Origin of the sequence: Marinobacterium stanieri, assembly GCF_900155945.1 — a bacterium.
GTDB lineage: Bacteria > Pseudomonadota > Gammaproteobacteria > Pseudomonadales > Balneatricaceae > Marinobacterium > Marinobacterium stanieri.
In genome coordinates this window covers 92,304-108,972 of record NZ_FTMN01000001.1, presented here as the reverse complement: position 1 = coordinate 108,972, position 16,669 = coordinate 92,304, and the positions used below count along the sequence as shown (strand labels likewise).

Genomic DNA, 16,669 nt, shown 5'->3' with positions numbered 1-16,669 from the left:
AGTCCATTTACACTAGACGAACGGGCGGGCCGCTATTCTAACGGTCCGGCCGTTGCAAGGGGAAGTCTTGACAGCGGCTGAATCAGGTCGAAAAAGCTAAAGAAAGCCGTCTGGCGGGCGTTTCAAATACTCAGATCAACATGTTGGACTGTACCCGATCCCCCTGATTCAGATAGGAAAAAACTGGTGGAACGGATCACACCCAGACGATTTTCTGTCAGATTGGGCGTGAGGGAGAATTCTGTATCAGCGGAATCCAGCCAGATAGCGCCTACGCCCTTGCTGGCCAGGCTTACGAGGCTGCTTTCACCCTCGGCCCCGGGGGACCAAAGGCGCAAGCGTGAGAATATTTCATCGCCTTCATCGATAAACCCGTTGCCATCGTCATCGTAACGGGCCAGTTCGGCAAAGCCATCGCCGGTTCGAGCGCCAAAGAGTTCGCGGCCATCATTGATTTCGCCATCATTATTACGGTCCAGCGCCAGGAAGGCACGGTTACCCGCTAATGTGGGGATCTCATCCTTCTGCCCATCCAGATCAAGGTCGAAACTGAATCGGGTCTGGCTCAGTTCGGCCGCTTTGCCATCAAAATTAATCACCAGAGGGTCGGATAAGCGGGCACCCAGGCGCAGGGTGCTGCTTTCCTGCTGGGTGACAGAGCGTGCCATTTGCAGTGACAGGTCGATATTGATGGTTTTACCGTCTTTGGTGCGGACCTCTCCCTGTACTTGATACAGGCTGCTTTCTTCTTCACTGATACGAGAGACGCGTTCAAACTCCATACCGATTGCGGGCTGCTGAGGTCTGAAGTCCGGCGCAGAGGGTGTACCTGTCATGGCTTGAGGCAGGTCACTCGCCGCTTGTTTTGCTTCCAGTACCGAAGGGTCGAACAGTTTTATCCTGAGTTCCTGGCCGGTGATCATCTTGTGCAGGCGACTGATGAGTTCCAGTTTCAGGCGGTCACGGGGTTGCAGTGAAGAGCTATCCAGCTGTTTCATATCCGGGTCATGATTGGCTTGGGCGGTTGAAGCGGGTCCGGATGTGTCGGAGCCGAGGCGTGATTGCCAGCGACTATAGGTGTCGCTTTGTTCAAGTGTGCGCCCTTCAATCTCAACCAGGGTGTCTACACGCCGGTTACCGGCTGCGTCCCGGCTCACTTCAGCCACACGCAAGCGTTCAACCTGCTGTTCTTCACGGCTGTAGTGATGCTCTGATTTTGCACTGAGATTGTGGTGTTGAATCTGCATGACGCACTCCCTGTTAAGGAGTGCTTATCGGCCGGTTTTGATTAAGGATTAGACAAAAATCATGCTTCGATCAGTTCCACTTCGCCGTCGGTATACACCCAGCGTCCATTTTCCCGCTCGAAGTTGGAACGCTCATGCAATACAGCGCTTCCTTCCGGGCTGTCGAAGGCGGCCTTGAATTCGACGATGCCGGTTGTGTCATCAGCCTGACCTTTCACGGTGTCGATAATCTCCAGCCCCGTCCAGGTGGTTACCTGGGTCTGCTCTGACAGCAACTCCGCATCCTGAGGTGAGCGTTTGCGGCTGGCGGTGGTGCTGATCAGGTAGTCAATGGCACCCAGTGCAAAGGCGGTATAGCGGGAGCGCATCAGGGCTTCAGCCGTTTTGGCAGGCTTGCGACCGCTCAGTGCAGGTTCGCAGCAGAAGGCAAAGGGTTTACCTGAACCGCAGGGGCAACGGGTTTCCAGGTCCTTGTTATCGGTCAGCATTGGATGATCCCTCAGGGCTGAAATGGTAGTCTGGCAGTTTGACCTGATCTAAGCACTCCCCAACTGAAAAGTCGAGACACGAGTACATGGCAGACGAGCGCAATCTCACCTATTTCTGGCACGATTATGAGACCACCGGAACGGACCCGGCACGCGATCGTCCCCTGCAGTTTGCCGGTGTGCGCACCGATGCCGAGCTGAACATCATCGGTGAGCCCCTGATGCTCTACTGCCGTCCCTCCGAGGATGTGCTGCCACACCCCCAGGCCTGCCTGGTGACGGGCATTACGCCGCAGACCGCGATGACTGAAGGTGTCTGCGAGGCCGAGTTCATTGCCCGCATTCATGCAGAGCTGGCCGCACCCGGAACCTGTGGCGTGGGCTATAACAGCATCCGTTTTGATGATGAGGTCACCCGTTACACCCTGTACCGTAACTTTTACGATCCCTATGCCCGTGAGTGGCAGAACGGCTGCTCGCGTTGGGACATCATCGATATGATGCGCCTTACCCGTGCGTTGCGTCCTGAGGGTATTACCTGGCCTGAATATGAAGACGGCACGCCCAGCATGCGACTGGAAGACCTGACCCAGGCTAACGGCGTTGACCACGGCAATGCCCACGATGCCTTGTCCGATGTCTATGCCACCATCGCCATGGCACGGCTGGTAAAAGAGCGTCAGCCCAAGTTGTTTGATTACGTGGTGAATAACCGAGGCAAGCGTGCCGTGCAGGCGCAGCTGGATGTGGCCCGAATGAAGCCAGTACTGCACGTGTCATCAAAATACCCGGCCGAGTGGGGCAATGCGGCTATTGTCACGCCGGTTGCCAGCCATCCGACCAATCGCAACAGCACCCTGGTCTGGGACCTGCGTGAAGACCCGACGCCGTTGTTTGAACTCAGTGTCGAACAGCTGCGTGAGCTGATCTTTACCCGCCACGATCAACTGCCAGCCGATGCGCCGCGTATCCCGCTGAAACAGGTGCTCGCCAATAAGTGCCCCATCATTGCGCCGGCGGGCATGTTGACCAAGGTTGAAGCGGACCGACTGAAGATAGACGGTGATATCTGCCGCCAGCATTTGCAGTTATTGCGAAATGAGACTGGACTGGCGGCCAAAGTGGCCGATATCTTCAGTGATAAGGGTTTTGAATCCGATGGCGACCCTGATCATATGCTCTACAGCGGCGGCTTTTTCTCGGATCATGACCGTGCCCTGATTGAGCAGGTGCGCAACACTGAACCTGAAGGGCTGTTCGAGCTGGAGCTGGCATTTCAGGACCCGCGTCTGGAAGAAATGTTACTCAGATACAAGGCGCGTAACTTCCCGCATACGCTGAGTGAAGATGAGATTCAGCGCTGGGAGGAATATCGCAGCCGTAAGCTGTTACAGGGAGAGGCGGGGTGCTATAGCTTCCCGCAGTTGTCGCAGGAGCTGAACGAGATGGCGCAGAAGCCTGATTTGTCGGATCGGGACCGTCACATTCTGGAGGAACTGGCACTTTATGCCGAGTCGATCTATCCGGGCGAGTATTTCTAATCCCGCTGCCTTGAGCCTGTGCTGTCTGCTGGCACTGCCGGCTGCGGCGCAGGAGCTTAACCCCTACGATGTCACAGCCGTAGACCAGTTCTCATCCGGGCTCAAGCACGGCCGTACCGCTTATGAAGGTATGGAGCGAGGGGATATCGACTTCGAGCCCATGCGGGAAGTAGTCCCTCGCGATAACAACTCCTCATTACCACCGGTTCAGGTGGTCGCCTATTCAGATCCACCACCGGTGTACGAAGTGGTGGTCCGTCCGGACGCTGAGCCCGAGTTGTTCGGTGAGCACAAGATCTTTGAGCAGATCCGTATCGATGTGGAAATCGCCAAGTGCATTCTGCGCAATATCTGCAGCGAGGAAGTAAAGAAAATTCCCGGTGTCTATTTTGGTGATGAGCAGGAGAGCGATGACACCTGGCAGCAGGGTGGTGCTGATAGCGGTTTGGAAGTGCTTACAGAGGGGCCGGCCAATACCCAAGATACCCAACCTTCTGCTCCGTCGGGCGACAATCCGCAGCGGCCGGGACGTGTCTTTGTGGAAGAACCCGCCCCAGCCACCGATCAGTGACTGTCAGGATCAGCTGGTCGGAATGCCCAGCTGGTCCTGTTTCAACAGCTCAAGACGACTGTCGTCATCACTCAGCGCCTGCTGTTTAACCTCGGCTTCAACCGTGTTGCCGAAGTTGCGAATCAACAGCTGACGCGACAGCAGCAGGTCGAGCTGCTGCACCAGATCCTCGGCATCGAATGCGAGTGTATGCTGGCTCAGGCGTTCGCGCGTATCGAAGTCGAAATTACCCCGATCCAGTTCCCGCCAGAATCGGCCTGTGCGATCACTGAGGCTGGTGTCACGCTCGTTGATACGGGCCAGCAGGCTCTGTTTGAAACGGTTCAGCGTCTCTTCGTCCATAGTGGCTATCTGGGCGCGGAAGTCCTCCAGGAAGCGGCTGTACTCTCCGGCCAGGGTGAACGGGTCAGTGTTGGGGGATTGCACCACCATCACCATGCCCGGACGCTCACGTACCGGCAGGAACTGGGCAAAAACGATATAGCCGAACTGTTTTTCGGTACGCAGCTGCGAGTAAAACGGCGTGGAGGCAATTTCGCTCAGCAGGGCGACTGCAGCGCGGGTGCGCAGGCTATCGCTTGAGCCCTGCAGGTACAGCAGTGCAGAAGCATCGCTGTGATCGGTCGCGAAGCTATCGATCATGGGCTCATCGGCAGGCAGGCGCAGTACATGAGGCTGCTCGGCTTGCCAACCCAGCGTGGTGGGCTGCAGAGTTTCGCGCACTTGAGTCGCCATGTTGATAGCCGTTTCCCGCTCCAGATTACCGTGCGCAAAGAGGCGCAACTCAGCCGGCTGCAGGAACTCCTGATAGGTATTGGCCAGGTCATCCAGTGTCAGGCTTTCCAGTGCGGCCAGTTTTTGCTCCGGTGACCAGACACCCAGCAGGTGCTGATACAGATGGGCAAAGGCACGGTTGGACGGTCTCTCCTGGAAGCTGTTTTCAATTTGCTCGCGCAGCTGTGTCTTGATGCGCTGGAAACGAGCCTCGTCCAGAGCCGGATTATTCAGGCTTTCGAGGACCGTGTTCAGCAGCGCCGGCTGCTTGTCACTGAAGCCGGAAAGTTTCAGGCTGATGCCGCGCAGGTGGGTGTAGAGGTCCACCGACAGGCTTGCCAGTCCGGCATCGTACAGGGTGGCGTTGAGCTGGTCGTTCACCATGCGTGTGTACAGCTCGGCCAGCAGGGACTGACGGGCTGACTGGTTAGCCGTGGGCGACAACAGGGTAAAGTAGAAGTCGGCCTTGGGGCGCTTGAATTCGGTGTCGGACAGGTACCAGAGCACCGCCCCCGGCTTGGACCAGGCCGCGATGGGCTTGTCCTGAGGCTCGGCATCAACCAGTTCAAGCTGCTCGGGGATAAAGGGGTTGCTGCTGCGAATATGCAGAGCGCTTTCCAGCGGCGGGTACTGCCAGAAATAGAGACGTTCGGGCGCAATGGCCGCGACGTTGTAAGGCGTTTCGTAACGGGGCTCGATCTGGTCAGTAGCCACATCCTGGCCTGCCAGCGTCAGCAGCAGGTTGTCCGGAGTCAGTTGGTCCAGGTAGTGCTGGATCAAACCGGCATCAAACTCGCCCAGATGGTAATCCGCTTTCAGCAGATAAGCCTCTTCATAGCGGTTCAGTGCCTGGGACAGGCGCATGGCCATATGAGTCGCCTGGCCGGGCTGGGCAAAACGGAACTGGATTTCGGCCAGCTTGCGCTCTTCTTCGTAGAGCTCCGGGTCGACACCCTGTTCACGCAGGTTTTTGATAAAACCGAAGGTCCAGGCGGTGATGGCATCGATCTCCTGCCAGCCGGCTTCGGTCAGCTCGATATCGATACGGAACATGGCCTGACCCGGCAGGTCCAGCGTCGGGTAGGCACCCAGTGCACGGGCCAGCCCCTTGTCTTTCAGGAACGCGAGCAGGCTGCCTTCGCCTTCATAGCCGATCAGGCTGGCGATGTAGTACAGCGGCTTCTGCTGCCAATGGTCACGGGTCGCGTCTACCGGGAAGCTCAGGCTCAGGCTGCGGGTCTCGCGCAGGGTCTGGATGTTGAGCTGAGCCGGCAGCTGATCGTCGGGGTAGAGCACAGCGGTGTCCACGTATGGCTCGGCATCGCGGTTTTCCACGCTGCTGAAGCGTTCACGCACCAGTGCTTCCAGTTGGTCCACCGGCTGCGGGCCGACTACGGCCAGCGTCATCAGGTTGGCAGAGTAGTAGCGTTCGTAAAAGTTGATCAGCTCGTCACGGATCTGGCTGTCGTCACCGTTGGACAGGGTGTCCAGGCTGCCGACCATAAAACGGCTGTAGTGATGCTCAGGGTTCATCACCTGCTTGGCGACTTCGTGCAGGCGGCGTCCGTCATCGCGCAGTTTGGCCTGATATTCCGAATGCACGGCATGGCGTTCACGGTCCACATAGGCCGGGGTAAAGAGGGGCGCGATGAAGAACTGGGAGAATCGATCCAGCGCTTCGGGCAGTGCCTGGGCATCCACATCAAAGAAATAGTTGGTGTTCTCGTAGGCGGTAAAGGCGTTGTGGCTGCCGCCGTGGGAACTGATGAACTGCTGATAGCTGTCGGCTTCCGGGTATTTTTCGGTACCCAGGAACAGCATGTGCTCAAGGAAATGAGCCAGGCCGGGGCGGTCTTCCGGGTTGGCGTTTGACCCCACATCCACATTGAGCGACACCGCGGCCTTATCGCTGCGCGGGTCCGATACCACGACCGCGCGCAGGCCATTGTCCAGCGTAACGGGCTTGAACTCGCGGGTATCCAGAGGGCTGGTGATAATTTCTGCTCGGGCCGGCAGCGACAGCAGGGCCAGAAGCAGCAGGCTGGTCATGAAAAGGGCACGTTGTAGCTGGAACATCTTTCCTCACTTGGGCAGGCACTGTCACGGAACTACAAAAGACAGATGGATAAGGCTTGAGTTCCCCACTTGCGGTGGGTGCGAACTGGTCGGACAGTCTATACAATCGTTCCAAGTCTACAGGATAGGGAAGGGGACAATGAACCGGGAAAAGGTGATCTTTGCGTTTTTCATCGTGCTGGCACTGACACTGAACTTCGGGTTCGTGCTGGGCGAGATCGACAACGCTGAACATCACGATGTATTCGAGCTGTTTGCAGCCCTTGTGGTCAGTTTGATCTGTACCGTGCTGAAGTTCGGGGATCGTACTCACCTGGGTGCTTTGATGCTTGCTACCAGTCTGGTGGCAGACTTGCAGCTGATTCTGGCGGCCGTGTTCTGGGGCTATGGCGAGCAGGTGGCTGCCACCGGCATGACCGCCAAAATGATGGCCAGTGTGGTGTCCTTTGCTGCCGGTGCGCTGGTGGCCAACCTGATCTCCGTGATTCTTCTGGTGGTAGAAACCGCTCTGATACGGCGTTAACACCATGAATAACCTGGTGTTCCTGTTCATGCGGCGCCTGCGCGCGCCGCTTATCACCCTGATTACGGTCTATGCCATCTCTGTATTTGGCATGACGCTGATTCCGGGGCGCGATGCCGATGGCAATATCTGGTACATGGATTTCTTCCATGCCTTTTATTTCGTCTCCTTTATGGGGACGACCATCGGTTTTGGTGAAGTCCCCTATGAATTCACCGATGCCCAGCGCATGTGGGTGACGCTCTCCATCTATGCCACCGTTATCAGCTGGCTTTACGGCATAGGACAGACGCTTGCGGTGCTGCAGGAGCCCATGTTTGGACGTCTGATGCGCCTGCGTGGCTTTCGCAACCATGTCCGCAATCTGAGAGAACCTTTCTTCCTTGTCTGTGGCTATGGTGTCACCGGCAGTATCGTGGTGCGTCGTTTGATTAGCCGTGGCGTGCGCGCCGTGGTGGTGGATATCGATCAGGACCGCATCGACGCCCTGGAGCTGGATAACCTTGAGATTCCGGTACCCTCGTTCTGTGGTGATGCCTCCTTGCCGGATGTGCTGGACCATGCCGGTCTGCAGCACCCCCATTGTATTGGCGTGCTGGCGCTGACCAACAATGACAACGTAAACCTGTCGATTGCCATTGCCAGCAAGCTGCTTGCGCCCAAACGACAGGTGATTACCCGTACCAATGCCGAAGTGACCACCGCCAATATGGCCTCCTTCGGCACCGACATGATTGTCGACCCTTTCCGTGCCTACGCCGATTACATGGCACTGGCCGCGCGTTCGCCGCATAAGCTGCTGGCCTATGACTGGCTGATGAATCCGCATCACCGCACCCTGTCCAGCGCCTACAAGCATGCGCCGGGTCGCTGGATTATTTGCGGCTTTGGCCGTTTTGGCCGGGCACTGTCAAATGCCTTCTCCGTCGAGGAAACCGAGATCACCGTGATCGACCCCAGTCCCGGCAATCTGGCCGCCGTTCGCCATGCTGTAGTGGGCGTGGGGACTGAAGCGCATACCCTGCGGGAAGCGGGCGTGGAAACTGCCGTGGGGGTTATTGCCGGCACGGATAACGATGCAGACAACCTGTCCATCATTATGACGGCACGAGAACTGAACCCGAAGCTGACCACCGTGGTGCGCCAGAACCTGCACCAGAACAAGCTGGTGTTCCGCAACAGCCGCTGTGACTTCATCATGGAGCCGGGGCGTATCATCGCTAACCGGATTCTGGCCCAGCTGAAGACCCCGCTGCTGCCGCTGTTCCTGCAACAGTTGCAGAGCTGTGACGATGTCTGGGCGCATACGCTGGTGAATCGCATGAGCAGCGTGGTGGGTGATCGGGAGCTGGACAGCTGGTCCATCTCGGTGACCGAAACCGAAGCGCCGGCCATCCTGACCATGCTGGAAGAGCGCAGTGTCAGTCTGCGCTATCTCAATAAAGACCCGGGTGAGCGCGGCCGTCAGCTGGCCTGCTTCCCGCTTTTGTTTAAGCGGGGTGACGACGTGAAGTTGTTGCCCGGCGAGCTGCAGGAGCTTCAACAGGGTGATGAAATCCTGTTCTGCGGCCTGGTCAGCGCCAAGCGCGATATGGAGTGGAGTATCAATAATTACAACGTGCTCTATTACCTGCTGACCGGTGAAGATCCCCCCTACAGTCTGCTGGCGCGGATGCTGCGCCGACACGACCAAGAGAAAGCCTGATGCCTTACCTGCTGTTAATCATGACGACCCTGTTCTGGGCCGGAAACTTCGTTTTGGCGCGTGCCATCCATCTGGATATGCAGCCGTTCACCCTGGCCTTCCTGCGCTGGGGCGTTGCCCTTGTTCTGATTCTGCCCTGGTGGCTGCCCCGTATTTGGCGCCTGCGTGATACCGTGCGTGCCAACCTGCCCATGCTCTGTCTGCAGGGTTTTTTGGGCGTGGCCTGCTTTAACACCCTGGTCTATATGGGCGTGCAATATACCCAGGCGACCAATGCCATGCTGATGCAGTCCGCCGTCCCCCTGATGATTTTGCTGCTGGGTGCACTGTTCTTTGGTGAGCGTGCCTCCGGGCGCCAGTGGCTGGGGGTCATGCTGTCACTGGCCGGTGTTGTTGTGCTGGTGAGTCGTGGTCAGCTGGAGACCATTACCGGTTTTGCCTTCAATCAGGGCGATTTATGGATCTTCATGGCCATGCTGAGCTGGTCCTTCTACACCATCACCTTGCGCTGGCGCCCAGCCGCCATGGACGGGCTCAGTTTCTTCGGTATTACCGTGCTGGTCGGCGTGGTTGTGTTGCTGCCATTGATGCTGTGGGAGCAGGGCGGTGAATTTTCGATTCCCGGTGGGGAACCTTTCCTGCTCACCGTGCTCTATATGGCAGTTTTTGCGTCGATCCTGGCATTCCTGTTCTGGAACCTGGGGGTCGAAAAACTGGGTGCACCGACGGCCGGGTTGTTTATTCACCTGATGCCCATGTTCGGGCTACTGCTGGCAACTGTTTTTCTGGGCGAACGCCTGGGGCTTTACCACCTGGTCGGGATCATACTGATCTTTACCGGTCTTTATATTGCGGTTCTGGCGCAAGCATTGCGCCGGATAGCGAAACAACCTGAGGAGAAGAAATGCGAACCCTGATAACAACCTGCTTTGCGCTGGTGTTGAGCCTTATGATGGTGCCGGACGTGGCAGAAGCCAAGCGTCTGGGCGGCGGCTCAAGTTTTGGCAAGTCATACACCACACCCAAGAAAGTGGCACCGGCTCCAAGCAAGGACCAGACAGCAGCCAAGAGTACCACCAATACCACGGGTGCGGCCGCGACCAAGTCCAGAGGTTTTGGCGGCCTGATGGGTGGTCTGCTGGCCGGTGGTCTGCTGGCGGCCCTGTTCATGGGAGGCGCATTTGAAGGCATCCAGTTCATGGATATCCTGCTGATCGCCGTGATCGGCTTTGTCCTGTTCAAGCTCTTTGCCGGGCGCAAGGTGCAAAGACAGCAGCCCGCCTACGCCATGCCCGATGGCTCCATGGCCCGTGAGCAGCCACAGCCCGCACCGGCCCCATCCCGCTTCGGTGGCCTCAACTCCAGCCCTGCACCCGCTGCTCTGAACCTGCCGGACTGGTTCCAGGAAAAGCAGTTTGTAGACGGGGCCAAGCAGCACTTTATCCATCTGCAGAAAGCCTGGGACACTCAGGACTGGAGCGATATCCGTGACTACATGTCTGACGAGATGTTCACGGCGCTGCAGCAGGAGCGCGCCAAGCTGCCGGGTGAGCTGCATACTGATGTGGAATCCGTCATGGCTGAGCTGGTCAACTTCATCGATGAAGGCGATCACGTAGTGGCCAGCATCCACTTCTATGGCTGGATTGCCGAGTCCGGCCAGCCTACCAGCGAGTTCAGCGAAATCTGGCACCTGAACCGCGACATGCAGCAGACTAATGCCGACTGGAAAATTGTCGGTATCGAGCAGGCATAAAACAGGAAGGGCAGCCTTATTGGGCTGCCCTTTTTTAGTGCAAAATCCTTTCGAAACGCCATTCTGGTGCTTCTTTGTGGGGCGCTTCTCCCGCGCATCTGTCGCTGAAAATAACCATTTCTGTTGCTTGCACTGATTTGGCGCAATAATTGCTACCTCCTAGGGAGTAATACCCCCATGGAGAACTCCGTATGACCCCACTGAAAAGCGCCCAGATGCAACTGTCCAACGCCGAACGCCATTGGCTTCCCTGGTTTGGGGGTACCGGCAAGTTGAAGATGCGCTGGTCCTGTTGGCTGAATCGACGCACCTTGCCCGTGGTTGAACAGACCTTTGAAAGTGTGGCTGAAATCAGGGTTCGCCTGCTCACTGAATGGACGCAGGCGCAATGGGATCTGTTGGCAGCGTTGGCCGATCAGGTGGATTTGGATCAGCCGCAGCAGAACCAGCAGCTGTTCAATCTTAAAATGAAGCAGGCGCTGGACTGGTCCGAGCTGGCACTGGTCAGTACGGACGGGCGTGTGCAGTACTCCAGCGTCAGCAGCCGTATCGGCGCGACAGACCTTAACCGCGCAGCAGTCAGCGAAGGGCTCAAGTCTCCCTTCCTGCATGGGCCGTACCGCGATTCGGTGACCAGGCAGATTGGCCCCAGCTCCTCCCGCTTCCACGATGCAGTAACCCTGATGTTCTATCAGCCGGTGACCCGTAATGGTCAGGTAGTGGGGCTGCTCTGTGCCCGTGTCCCCAATGATGTGCTGGGGGACCTGATTCAGCGTGAGGCCGGGCATATCTACCCGGAGTCCGGTGACAACTACCTGTTCATGGTCGAATCGCGCTTTGACCCCAGCATCGAGCAGGGCATAGCACTGTCGCGCTCACGTTTTGAGGACGATACCTTCTCCCACGGCGAAAACCTGAAAAGCGGGATTCACACCAAATGGGGCACGGTCAAAGTCAGTGAGCATACCGAGTTTGAGATCCGCTTTACCGATCCGGCTACCGGCAAGCTGCACCCCGGTGTGCGCGAAACCATTCGCAATGGCAGCAACCTGTTCGTAACCTATCCCGGCTATTCCGACTACCGCCATATTCCGGTTATCGGTAAGGGTGTGACTTTCTCTTTGCCCGGCTCCCGTGACCGCTGGGGCATGATGTGTGAGTCCGACCTGGAAGAGGTCTACCGCCGCCGCTCCATCAGCACACGCATGTTTGCCAACCTGACCGGGTCGCTGGCGCTGGGGTTAGGTGCCAGCTATGGCGTGCAATACTGGCTGGATCTGGGTCACCTGACAGGCATGGTCTGTAACTTTGCCTTTGTCATGCTTTCGGTACTGGCGTTCTGGCGCCTGGGGCTGAAGCCGGTATCGCGGCGTCTGGATGATATGACCGCCGTAATCCGTAACCTGGCGGAAGGGCAGGGCAACCTGCGACAGCGTCTGGATAGCGACGGCATCGTTGCCGATGAAACCGGAGACCTGGCGCGTTGGGTAAACAGTTTTGTCGATAATCTGGACAGCATTGTCGGTCAGGTTATTCGGGCTTCTGGCGATGTGGGCGATAACAGCGAACAGATGCAGGCCCGTAACCAGGTCGCACTGGAAGCTGCAGGCTCCGTCGATGAGGCGGCGGAGCAGATGCTGGCGCTGGTTGAGTCCCAGCTCGCTGAAATCAGCCGCGCCTCATCCACCGCCGAGGTGATGAAAGATGCCATGGAAAAAGTTGTACGCCAGGCCCGCGAGCAGTTTGAATCCGTACGTTCGGGCACCCAGGCGATCCGCGACATCGTCCAGACCTCTGCTCAGCGCGTACAGGCCCTGAATGCCCGTACCACTGAAATCGATGAGATTGTCACGCTGATCACCGATATCACCGCGCAGACCAACCTGCTGGCTCTGAATGCGGCCATCGAAGCGGCCCGTGCCGGTGAGCACGGCCGAGGCTTCTCGGTAGTCGCCGATGAAGTGCGCGGCCTGGCCGCACGCACCGATGAGGCTGCCCGTGAAATTGGCACCCGTGTCGAGCGTATCCAGACCGAGAGCAGCGAAGCCGTACGCTTCATGGAGTCCGGCGTAGAAGATGTAGACCGCAGCCTGACTCTGGCCGAGCAGTCCACCTCAGACAATTCCGAGCTGCACGATAGCGTGGCGCAGATGTTCGATATCATCAAACACATCGATGAACACAGTCAGCAACACGGCGGCCACGCCCGCTCGGTGGCAGATATCACAACCCGCATGAATACGGCTTTCAGCGAGCTGCAGATGAGCTCTGATCAGGTAAAAGGCACCGCGGCCAAGCTGCAGCAGCTGGTGGGGGCTTTTGAGGTGAGCTCGGTTAGCAAGTAATGCGGCAAGTATCGTATAGATGGTGAACGTTTAAGAGGCCCTGGATGGGCCTCTTTGTTTTCTGGGTGAGGCTTATGGAGATGGCCCAAAGCTGAAGTAGCGGAAAGGCAAGACTGCTTCGAGGGTTCGATATACAATCATTGACAATCTTTGTAGCATTGCCTAGTCTTTAGGGCATATCTACCTTTGGAGGTCGCCATGCATGTATCACTGACACCAGAGCTCGAATCCCGCGTTAAAGCCAAGGTGGAAAGCGGTCTTTACAACAATGCCAGCGAGGTGATTCGTGAAGCGCTGCGATTTATGGATACCCATGAAGACTGGGTTCACGAGGTCAAGTTGGCTCGTTTACGGGAACAGCTGAAAGTCGGCACCGACCAGTTGGACAGTGGCGAGGGTATTGCCATTGAATCTAAAGCAGCACTCGATTCTCTTTTTGACGACATCAAGAGCTAACAGTAGTGCCAACACACCTGCTAATAATTGCGCCGGCTGCGAAGGCCGACCTCAAAGACATATACCAATATGGCCTGCGCCAATGGGGGCAGGCTAAGTCTGACCGTTACCTGGAAGCACTAAAAGGCACGTTTTGGTCGCTGACCGAACAGCCTCTGATGGGTACTGAGCGACCAGAACTGCTGGCAGGCATTCGGAGCTTGCGTGCCGAAAGTCATGTACTGTTTTACCGTGTCACAGCTCGCAACGTGGAAATCATACGTGTGCTACATAGCCGCCAAGACCCAGTCCGCCATCTGAAATAGTCGCGGTCTTTTTCACGACTGACTTTGGCCCTTTACAGACCTTTAGTACCTTCTAATAAATGTACGCGACCATTAACGCCCGCAGCATGCGCTGCCTGCGATTGTTAGCATCAGGCGCCTGGTGTTTTGACATTTTTGACGTCGATACTAAACAGTAGTTGGGATATATCCGAGGGATAAAGTTCCTTATCGCGCATACCTACAGACTCACGAATTTGGAGACACAATCTCGTGAACGATAGGATTTCTTGTTCAGTTTGCAACGTACCCCCAGCTCTCAAAAAATCAGCTAAATGATGAACAACACTAGCATGGCCATAAACACAAATTCGCGACTTGGCGTCCGCTAGATTTGAAAGCTCCTCGGTTACGACAGTTCGCTGATCTTTACGCTGGGCCACAGCTATTTTCGATACAGAGTTCAAAAAATCAGAATAGGCTTTGTTTTGGAGCTCAGATAGACTGTTTGCCACCTGATTCTTCCGGTTGAAGAAGCCTTGCAGCAAAGCACCAATGACCACGCCAAGAACACCGATTACCGGCACTATAGTTACGAGCCCATCTTTCACTCAACTACCTCTCGAAAATTCTAACACCGGCCACAGCGGCTGGAAAAAGTGGCGCGTAATTGCGCCAGCAATTTACGTGACTTTTTTGACAGTCCGTTGCTGGCCCTTGTTAACACTGTAGGTACATCTCTGGTTTAGCGTTGTAGCTTGGTGTGAGCGGTATACCAGATTGAAGCTTTTGATATGCCTCAGGACCAACACTGTATGCATTAATTTTGTGATATTTTTTTGTAAGCTCTTTACGGAACAGCTTGTACATATTTGATGAGAACTCACCTTCTCCTGGAGAAAACTCGCCCGGTATAAGAAAGCTATCTTGATAGGTTCCGGGTGGCTTGAAATATAGACAAACATCGGAATCCACTTTGAACTTAATACCACCTTTTCTCTGCGGAACTTCCATTGCAGTAACTTCAGTATCAACTGGAACTAATTGATACCTTGGCATTTTCTCCACACTTCCTTTCTCAGATACCCCAAAATTTGGAAGCTCTTTATAGGATGAGTATTCGATCACTTCAGAAGAATCGAATAGACCAGGAACTATATATTTGAATTCAAGAGCATCCTCGAGAATTTCTAGACCAGGAACCATATCGCTCTTTGTGGCAAATAGGAATATGCCTTTTCTTGGCACGATCTCTCCTTGGCTCCTAACGCCTTGGGTAAGCTGCCGGTACCGAGCGCAGCGAAGTACCGGTCAGCTTCACCCACTGGTTAGCACTGGACGATATCGGCTGGCTTGCCTTTCTCTGCAGCATCCTCAAGGGCCTCAATTAAGGTTGATATTAAGTCACGTCCAGTGGACGTAACGAAGTAATTAGCCAATGAGGTAATTTCAGAAGATATTTCATTACCCCATGGTGGTTGCTTAGCTGGGTTTTCAATATCCCAAACGACCCTACCTGGTTCGAAACCTGATAGCTCTTTTCGAATTTGAGTCAATTCGGAGATTGCCTGATTGGCCAAGCCCGATTCCAGGTCACCCTGGTAAAGTTTGCCGAGCAGTATGGGAAAGCGTGTAGCCCATCCTTCGCTTTCTAAATTGGCGCTTACCGTACTGAAAAAGGCATGAAAAAACTCAGATGTGCCGATTTCATCAGTAATGCTTCCTACCTTGATACCGACGGACATGCTCGATTTCCTTGTGGTGCTAACATTTTTAATACTGCGCATGCGCATATTTGCCCTCAGCCAAAGACTGAGAGAACTGATGTAAGCATAGGAAGAGAAAGGATAAATCGAGATATCACAGCCATTCTCTTCCGGTGAAAACGAGCATGCGCGTTTTGCTGCTTTGCCGTGCGCAGTATCCTGCAACGGCGAGTCGAAAGTCTTCTGATAGTGAACGATTTTTCAGCCTGTTACCAGTCGCAAATGGGCACAGGTACGCGACAAAGCGAGCGCGGAGAGCATGTAGCCATTAATACACTGTATATAACCACAGAAACTCAGATCAACTTGTCTACAGATCTGCGGTGCGCTGACCGACCGGCTGATTCCTGCGAAGGTCGGCTATGTGCGCTAATCAGCCCATTTATGAACATGCATATCCCTCGCTTACAGCCCCTTTTCTGAACTCCTATCACAACTCTTAGAAAGGCCACCACCAGGATGAGGAGCCAAGACTATCCCTGCAGCCTCTGAGCTGCTCGCCGTACATCCGTGCGTTGGCATCAACTTTTCTGGCGACCTGTACAAGCCAGCCCTTGCTGTTAAATGTCTTTCTCTGCCAGCCAGTATGGCCTTCGTGGTAGGCGAGGTACTGGTTGTAGGCATCCCATTTCGAGATGCCGAGTGTGCGTTGAGAGACGCTGGCGTACCACCCCATGAAATCAACGGCATCGTCGTATTCATCGCGGTCCGCACCCCAGTTGCCGGTTTTGTCCTTGTACCAGTCCCAGGTGCCGTCTTTTACTTGCGCATAGCCATAGGCGCTGGATACGCGCCACCACATGGGAATGCCCAGGAGGGTATCCCGTGGTGGGGCGGCATTATGCTTGAAGCTTGATTCCTGCCGCATAATCGCCAGCTGTACCTGTATGGGTAACCCATATTTGCGCTCAACATCCAGTGAGGCATCAAACCAGTCGGGTTTTTCTCTGAATATGCGACAGGCATTTTCCACATTGGAAGGTGGCGTGGTCGCACATGAGGCTAACAGGAAGGGCAGGGGCAGGAGTAACAGGCTTTTTTTCATGTTCACTCATAAACCAGGTTTAAACGGCAGGTGAGGGTGGCTTGGCTAACGCGCAACAACCAACCCTTTTCTCACTATTGTGTCTGCTTTCGGATGTGCTGTCTGCTGGAGTA

16 protein-coding genes are annotated in these 16,669 nt (G+C 55.6%); 9 read left to right on the top strand and 7 right to left on the bottom strand.

The window, feature by feature from the left end; all coding sequences use genetic code 11:
• Nucleotides 1–122 precede the first annotated feature (122 nt).
• Together BW956_RS00500 and BW956_RS00495 are read right to left on the bottom strand one after the other, a co-directional pair.
• On the bottom strand, nucleotides 123–1,247 hold the full coding sequence (locus BW956_RS00500; RefSeq protein WP_083702876.1) for a hypothetical protein: 1,125 nt from the start codon (nucleotides 1,245–1,247) through the stop codon (nucleotides 123–125).
• Nucleotides 1,248–1,306: 59 nt separating this feature from the next.
• The gene (locus BW956_RS00495; RefSeq protein WP_010321974.1) at nucleotides 1,307–1,735 is read right to left on the bottom strand and encodes a YchJ family protein; all 429 of its coding nucleotides are present in this window, start codon (nucleotides 1,733–1,735) and stop codon (nucleotides 1,307–1,309) included.
• Between the two features lie 86 nt (nucleotides 1,736–1,821).
• Between BW956_RS00495 and sbcB the strand changes: the two genes are divergently transcribed.
• Together sbcB and BW956_RS00485 are read left to right on the top strand one after the other, a co-directional pair.
• On the top strand, nucleotides 1,822–3,276 hold the full coding sequence (sbcB, locus tag BW956_RS00490) for an exodeoxyribonuclease I (RefSeq protein ID WP_076460005.1): 1,455 nt from the start codon (nucleotides 1,822–1,824) through the stop codon (nucleotides 3,274–3,276).
• Entirely contained in the window at nucleotides 3,242–3,847 is a 606-nt protein-coding gene (locus tag BW956_RS00485) for a hypothetical protein (protein ID WP_139044276.1), read from the top strand. Before sbcB ends, BW956_RS00485 begins: the two co-directional genes overlap by 35 nt.
• Before the next feature lie 9 nt (nucleotides 3,848–3,856).
• Here the strand turns inward: BW956_RS00485 and BW956_RS00480 are convergent, their stop codons facing one another.
• Nucleotides 3,857–6,697, bottom strand: coding sequence for an insulinase family protein (locus BW956_RS00480; RefSeq protein WP_076460003.1), 2,841 nt, complete (start codon nucleotides 6,695–6,697; stop codon nucleotides 3,857–3,859).
• Nucleotides 6,698–6,836: 139 nt separating this feature from the next.
• Between BW956_RS00480 and BW956_RS00475 the strand changes: the two genes are divergently transcribed.
• From BW956_RS00475 to BW956_RS00445, 7 genes are all read left to right on the top strand, one after another.
• Nucleotides 6,837–7,220, top strand: a complete 384-nt coding sequence (locus BW956_RS00475; RefSeq protein WP_010321978.1) for a DUF6394 family protein — start codon at nucleotides 6,837–6,839, stop codon at nucleotides 7,218–7,220.
• Between the two features lie 4 nt (nucleotides 7,221–7,224).
• Nucleotides 7,225–8,925 (top strand): potassium channel family protein, encoded by a 1,701-nt coding sequence (locus BW956_RS00470; RefSeq protein WP_076460001.1) that lies wholly within the window; start codon nucleotides 7,225–7,227, stop codon nucleotides 8,923–8,925.
• Entirely contained in the window at nucleotides 8,925–9,842 is a 918-nt protein-coding gene (locus BW956_RS00465; RefSeq protein WP_076459999.1) for a DMT family transporter, read from the top strand. The genes BW956_RS00470 and BW956_RS00465 overlap by 1 nt, the downstream gene beginning before the upstream one ends.
• Nucleotides 9,830–10,681, top strand: a complete 852-nt coding sequence (locus tag BW956_RS00460; protein ID WP_076459997.1) for a Tim44 domain-containing protein — start codon at nucleotides 9,830–9,832, stop codon at nucleotides 10,679–10,681. The genes BW956_RS00465 and BW956_RS00460 overlap by 13 nt, the downstream gene beginning before the upstream one ends.
• A 191-nt stretch (nucleotides 10,682–10,872) precedes the next feature.
• Entirely contained in the window at nucleotides 10,873–13,026 is a 2,154-nt protein-coding gene (locus tag BW956_RS00455; RefSeq protein ID WP_076459995.1) for a methyl-accepting chemotaxis protein, read from the top strand.
• Between the two features lie 198 nt (nucleotides 13,027–13,224).
• Nucleotides 13,225–13,482: a type II toxin-antitoxin system ParD family antitoxin gene (locus BW956_RS00450; RefSeq protein ID WP_076459993.1), complete on the top strand. Its 258-nt coding sequence runs from the start codon at nucleotides 13,225–13,227 to the stop codon at nucleotides 13,480–13,482.
• A gap of 5 nt (nucleotides 13,483–13,487) precedes the next feature.
• Complete coding sequence (locus tag BW956_RS00445) at nucleotides 13,488–13,787, top strand: type II toxin-antitoxin system RelE/ParE family toxin (RefSeq protein WP_076459991.1); 300 nt, start codon at nucleotides 13,488–13,490, stop codon at nucleotides 13,785–13,787.
• A 110-nt stretch (nucleotides 13,788–13,897) separates the two neighbouring features.
• On the opposite strand, the gene BW956_RS00440 is transcribed toward BW956_RS00445, so the two are convergent.
• The 4 genes from BW956_RS00440 to BW956_RS00425 form a co-directional block, all read right to left on the bottom strand.
• The gene (locus BW956_RS00440) at nucleotides 13,898–14,356 is read right to left on the bottom strand and encodes a hypothetical protein (protein WP_076459989.1); all 459 of its coding nucleotides are present in this window, start codon (nucleotides 14,354–14,356) and stop codon (nucleotides 13,898–13,900) included.
• A gap of 109 nt (nucleotides 14,357–14,465) precedes the next feature.
• Nucleotides 14,466–14,993, bottom strand: a complete 528-nt coding sequence (locus BW956_RS00435) for a hypothetical protein (protein ID WP_076459987.1) — start codon at nucleotides 14,991–14,993, stop codon at nucleotides 14,466–14,468.
• Between the two features lie 80 nt (nucleotides 14,994–15,073).
• Entirely contained in the window at nucleotides 15,074–15,490 is a 417-nt protein-coding gene (locus BW956_RS00430) for an immunity 70 family protein (protein ID WP_076459985.1), read from the bottom strand.
• A 460-nt stretch (nucleotides 15,491–15,950) separates the two neighbouring features.
• The gene (locus BW956_RS00425; RefSeq protein WP_076459983.1) at nucleotides 15,951–16,556 is read right to left on the bottom strand and encodes a transglycosylase SLT domain-containing protein; all 606 of its coding nucleotides are present in this window, start codon (nucleotides 16,554–16,556) and stop codon (nucleotides 15,951–15,953) included.
• Nucleotides 16,557–16,669: the final 113 nt, after the last annotated feature.

What these genes read in the sequence shown, in the direction of transcription:
- BW956_RS00500 (WP_083702876.1), bottom strand. Translation starts at nt 1,247, where the DNA reads ATGCAGATTCAACACCACAATCTCAGTGCAAAATCAGAGCATCACTAC.
- BW956_RS00495 (WP_010321974.1), bottom strand. Translation starts at nt 1,735, where the DNA reads ATGCTGACCGATAACAAGGACCTGGAAACCCGTTGCCCCTGCGGTTCA.
- sbcB (WP_076460005.1), top strand. Translation starts at nt 1,822, where the DNA reads ATGGCAGACGAGCGCAATCTCACCTATTTCTGGCACGATTATGAGACC.
- BW956_RS00485 (WP_139044276.1), top strand. Translation starts at nt 3,242, where the DNA reads ATGCCGAGTCGATCTATCCGGGCGAGTATTTCTAATCCCGCTGCCTTG.
- BW956_RS00480 (WP_076460003.1), bottom strand. Translation starts at nt 6,697, where the DNA reads ATGTTCCAGCTACAACGTGCCCTTTTCATGACCAGCCTGCTGCTTCTG.
- BW956_RS00475 (WP_010321978.1), top strand. Translation starts at nt 6,837, where the DNA reads ATGAACCGGGAAAAGGTGATCTTTGCGTTTTTCATCGTGCTGGCACTG.
- BW956_RS00470 (WP_076460001.1), top strand. Translation starts at nt 7,225, where the DNA reads ATGAATAACCTGGTGTTCCTGTTCATGCGGCGCCTGCGCGCGCCGCTT.
- BW956_RS00465 (WP_076459999.1), top strand. Translation starts at nt 8,925, where the DNA reads ATGCCTTACCTGCTGTTAATCATGACGACCCTGTTCTGGGCCGGAAAC.
- BW956_RS00460 (WP_076459997.1), top strand. Translation starts at nt 9,830, where the DNA reads ATGCGAACCCTGATAACAACCTGCTTTGCGCTGGTGTTGAGCCTTATG.
- BW956_RS00455 (WP_076459995.1), top strand. Translation starts at nt 10,873, where the DNA reads ATGACCCCACTGAAAAGCGCCCAGATGCAACTGTCCAACGCCGAACGC.
- BW956_RS00450 (WP_076459993.1), top strand. Translation starts at nt 13,225, where the DNA reads ATGCATGTATCACTGACACCAGAGCTCGAATCCCGCGTTAAAGCCAAG.
- BW956_RS00430 (WP_076459985.1), bottom strand. Translation starts at nt 15,490, where the DNA reads ATGTCCGTCGGTATCAAGGTAGGAAGCATTACTGATGAAATCGGCACA.
- BW956_RS00425 (WP_076459983.1), bottom strand. Translation starts at nt 16,556, where the DNA reads ATGAAAAAAAGCCTGTTACTCCTGCCCCTGCCCTTCCTGTTAGCCTCA.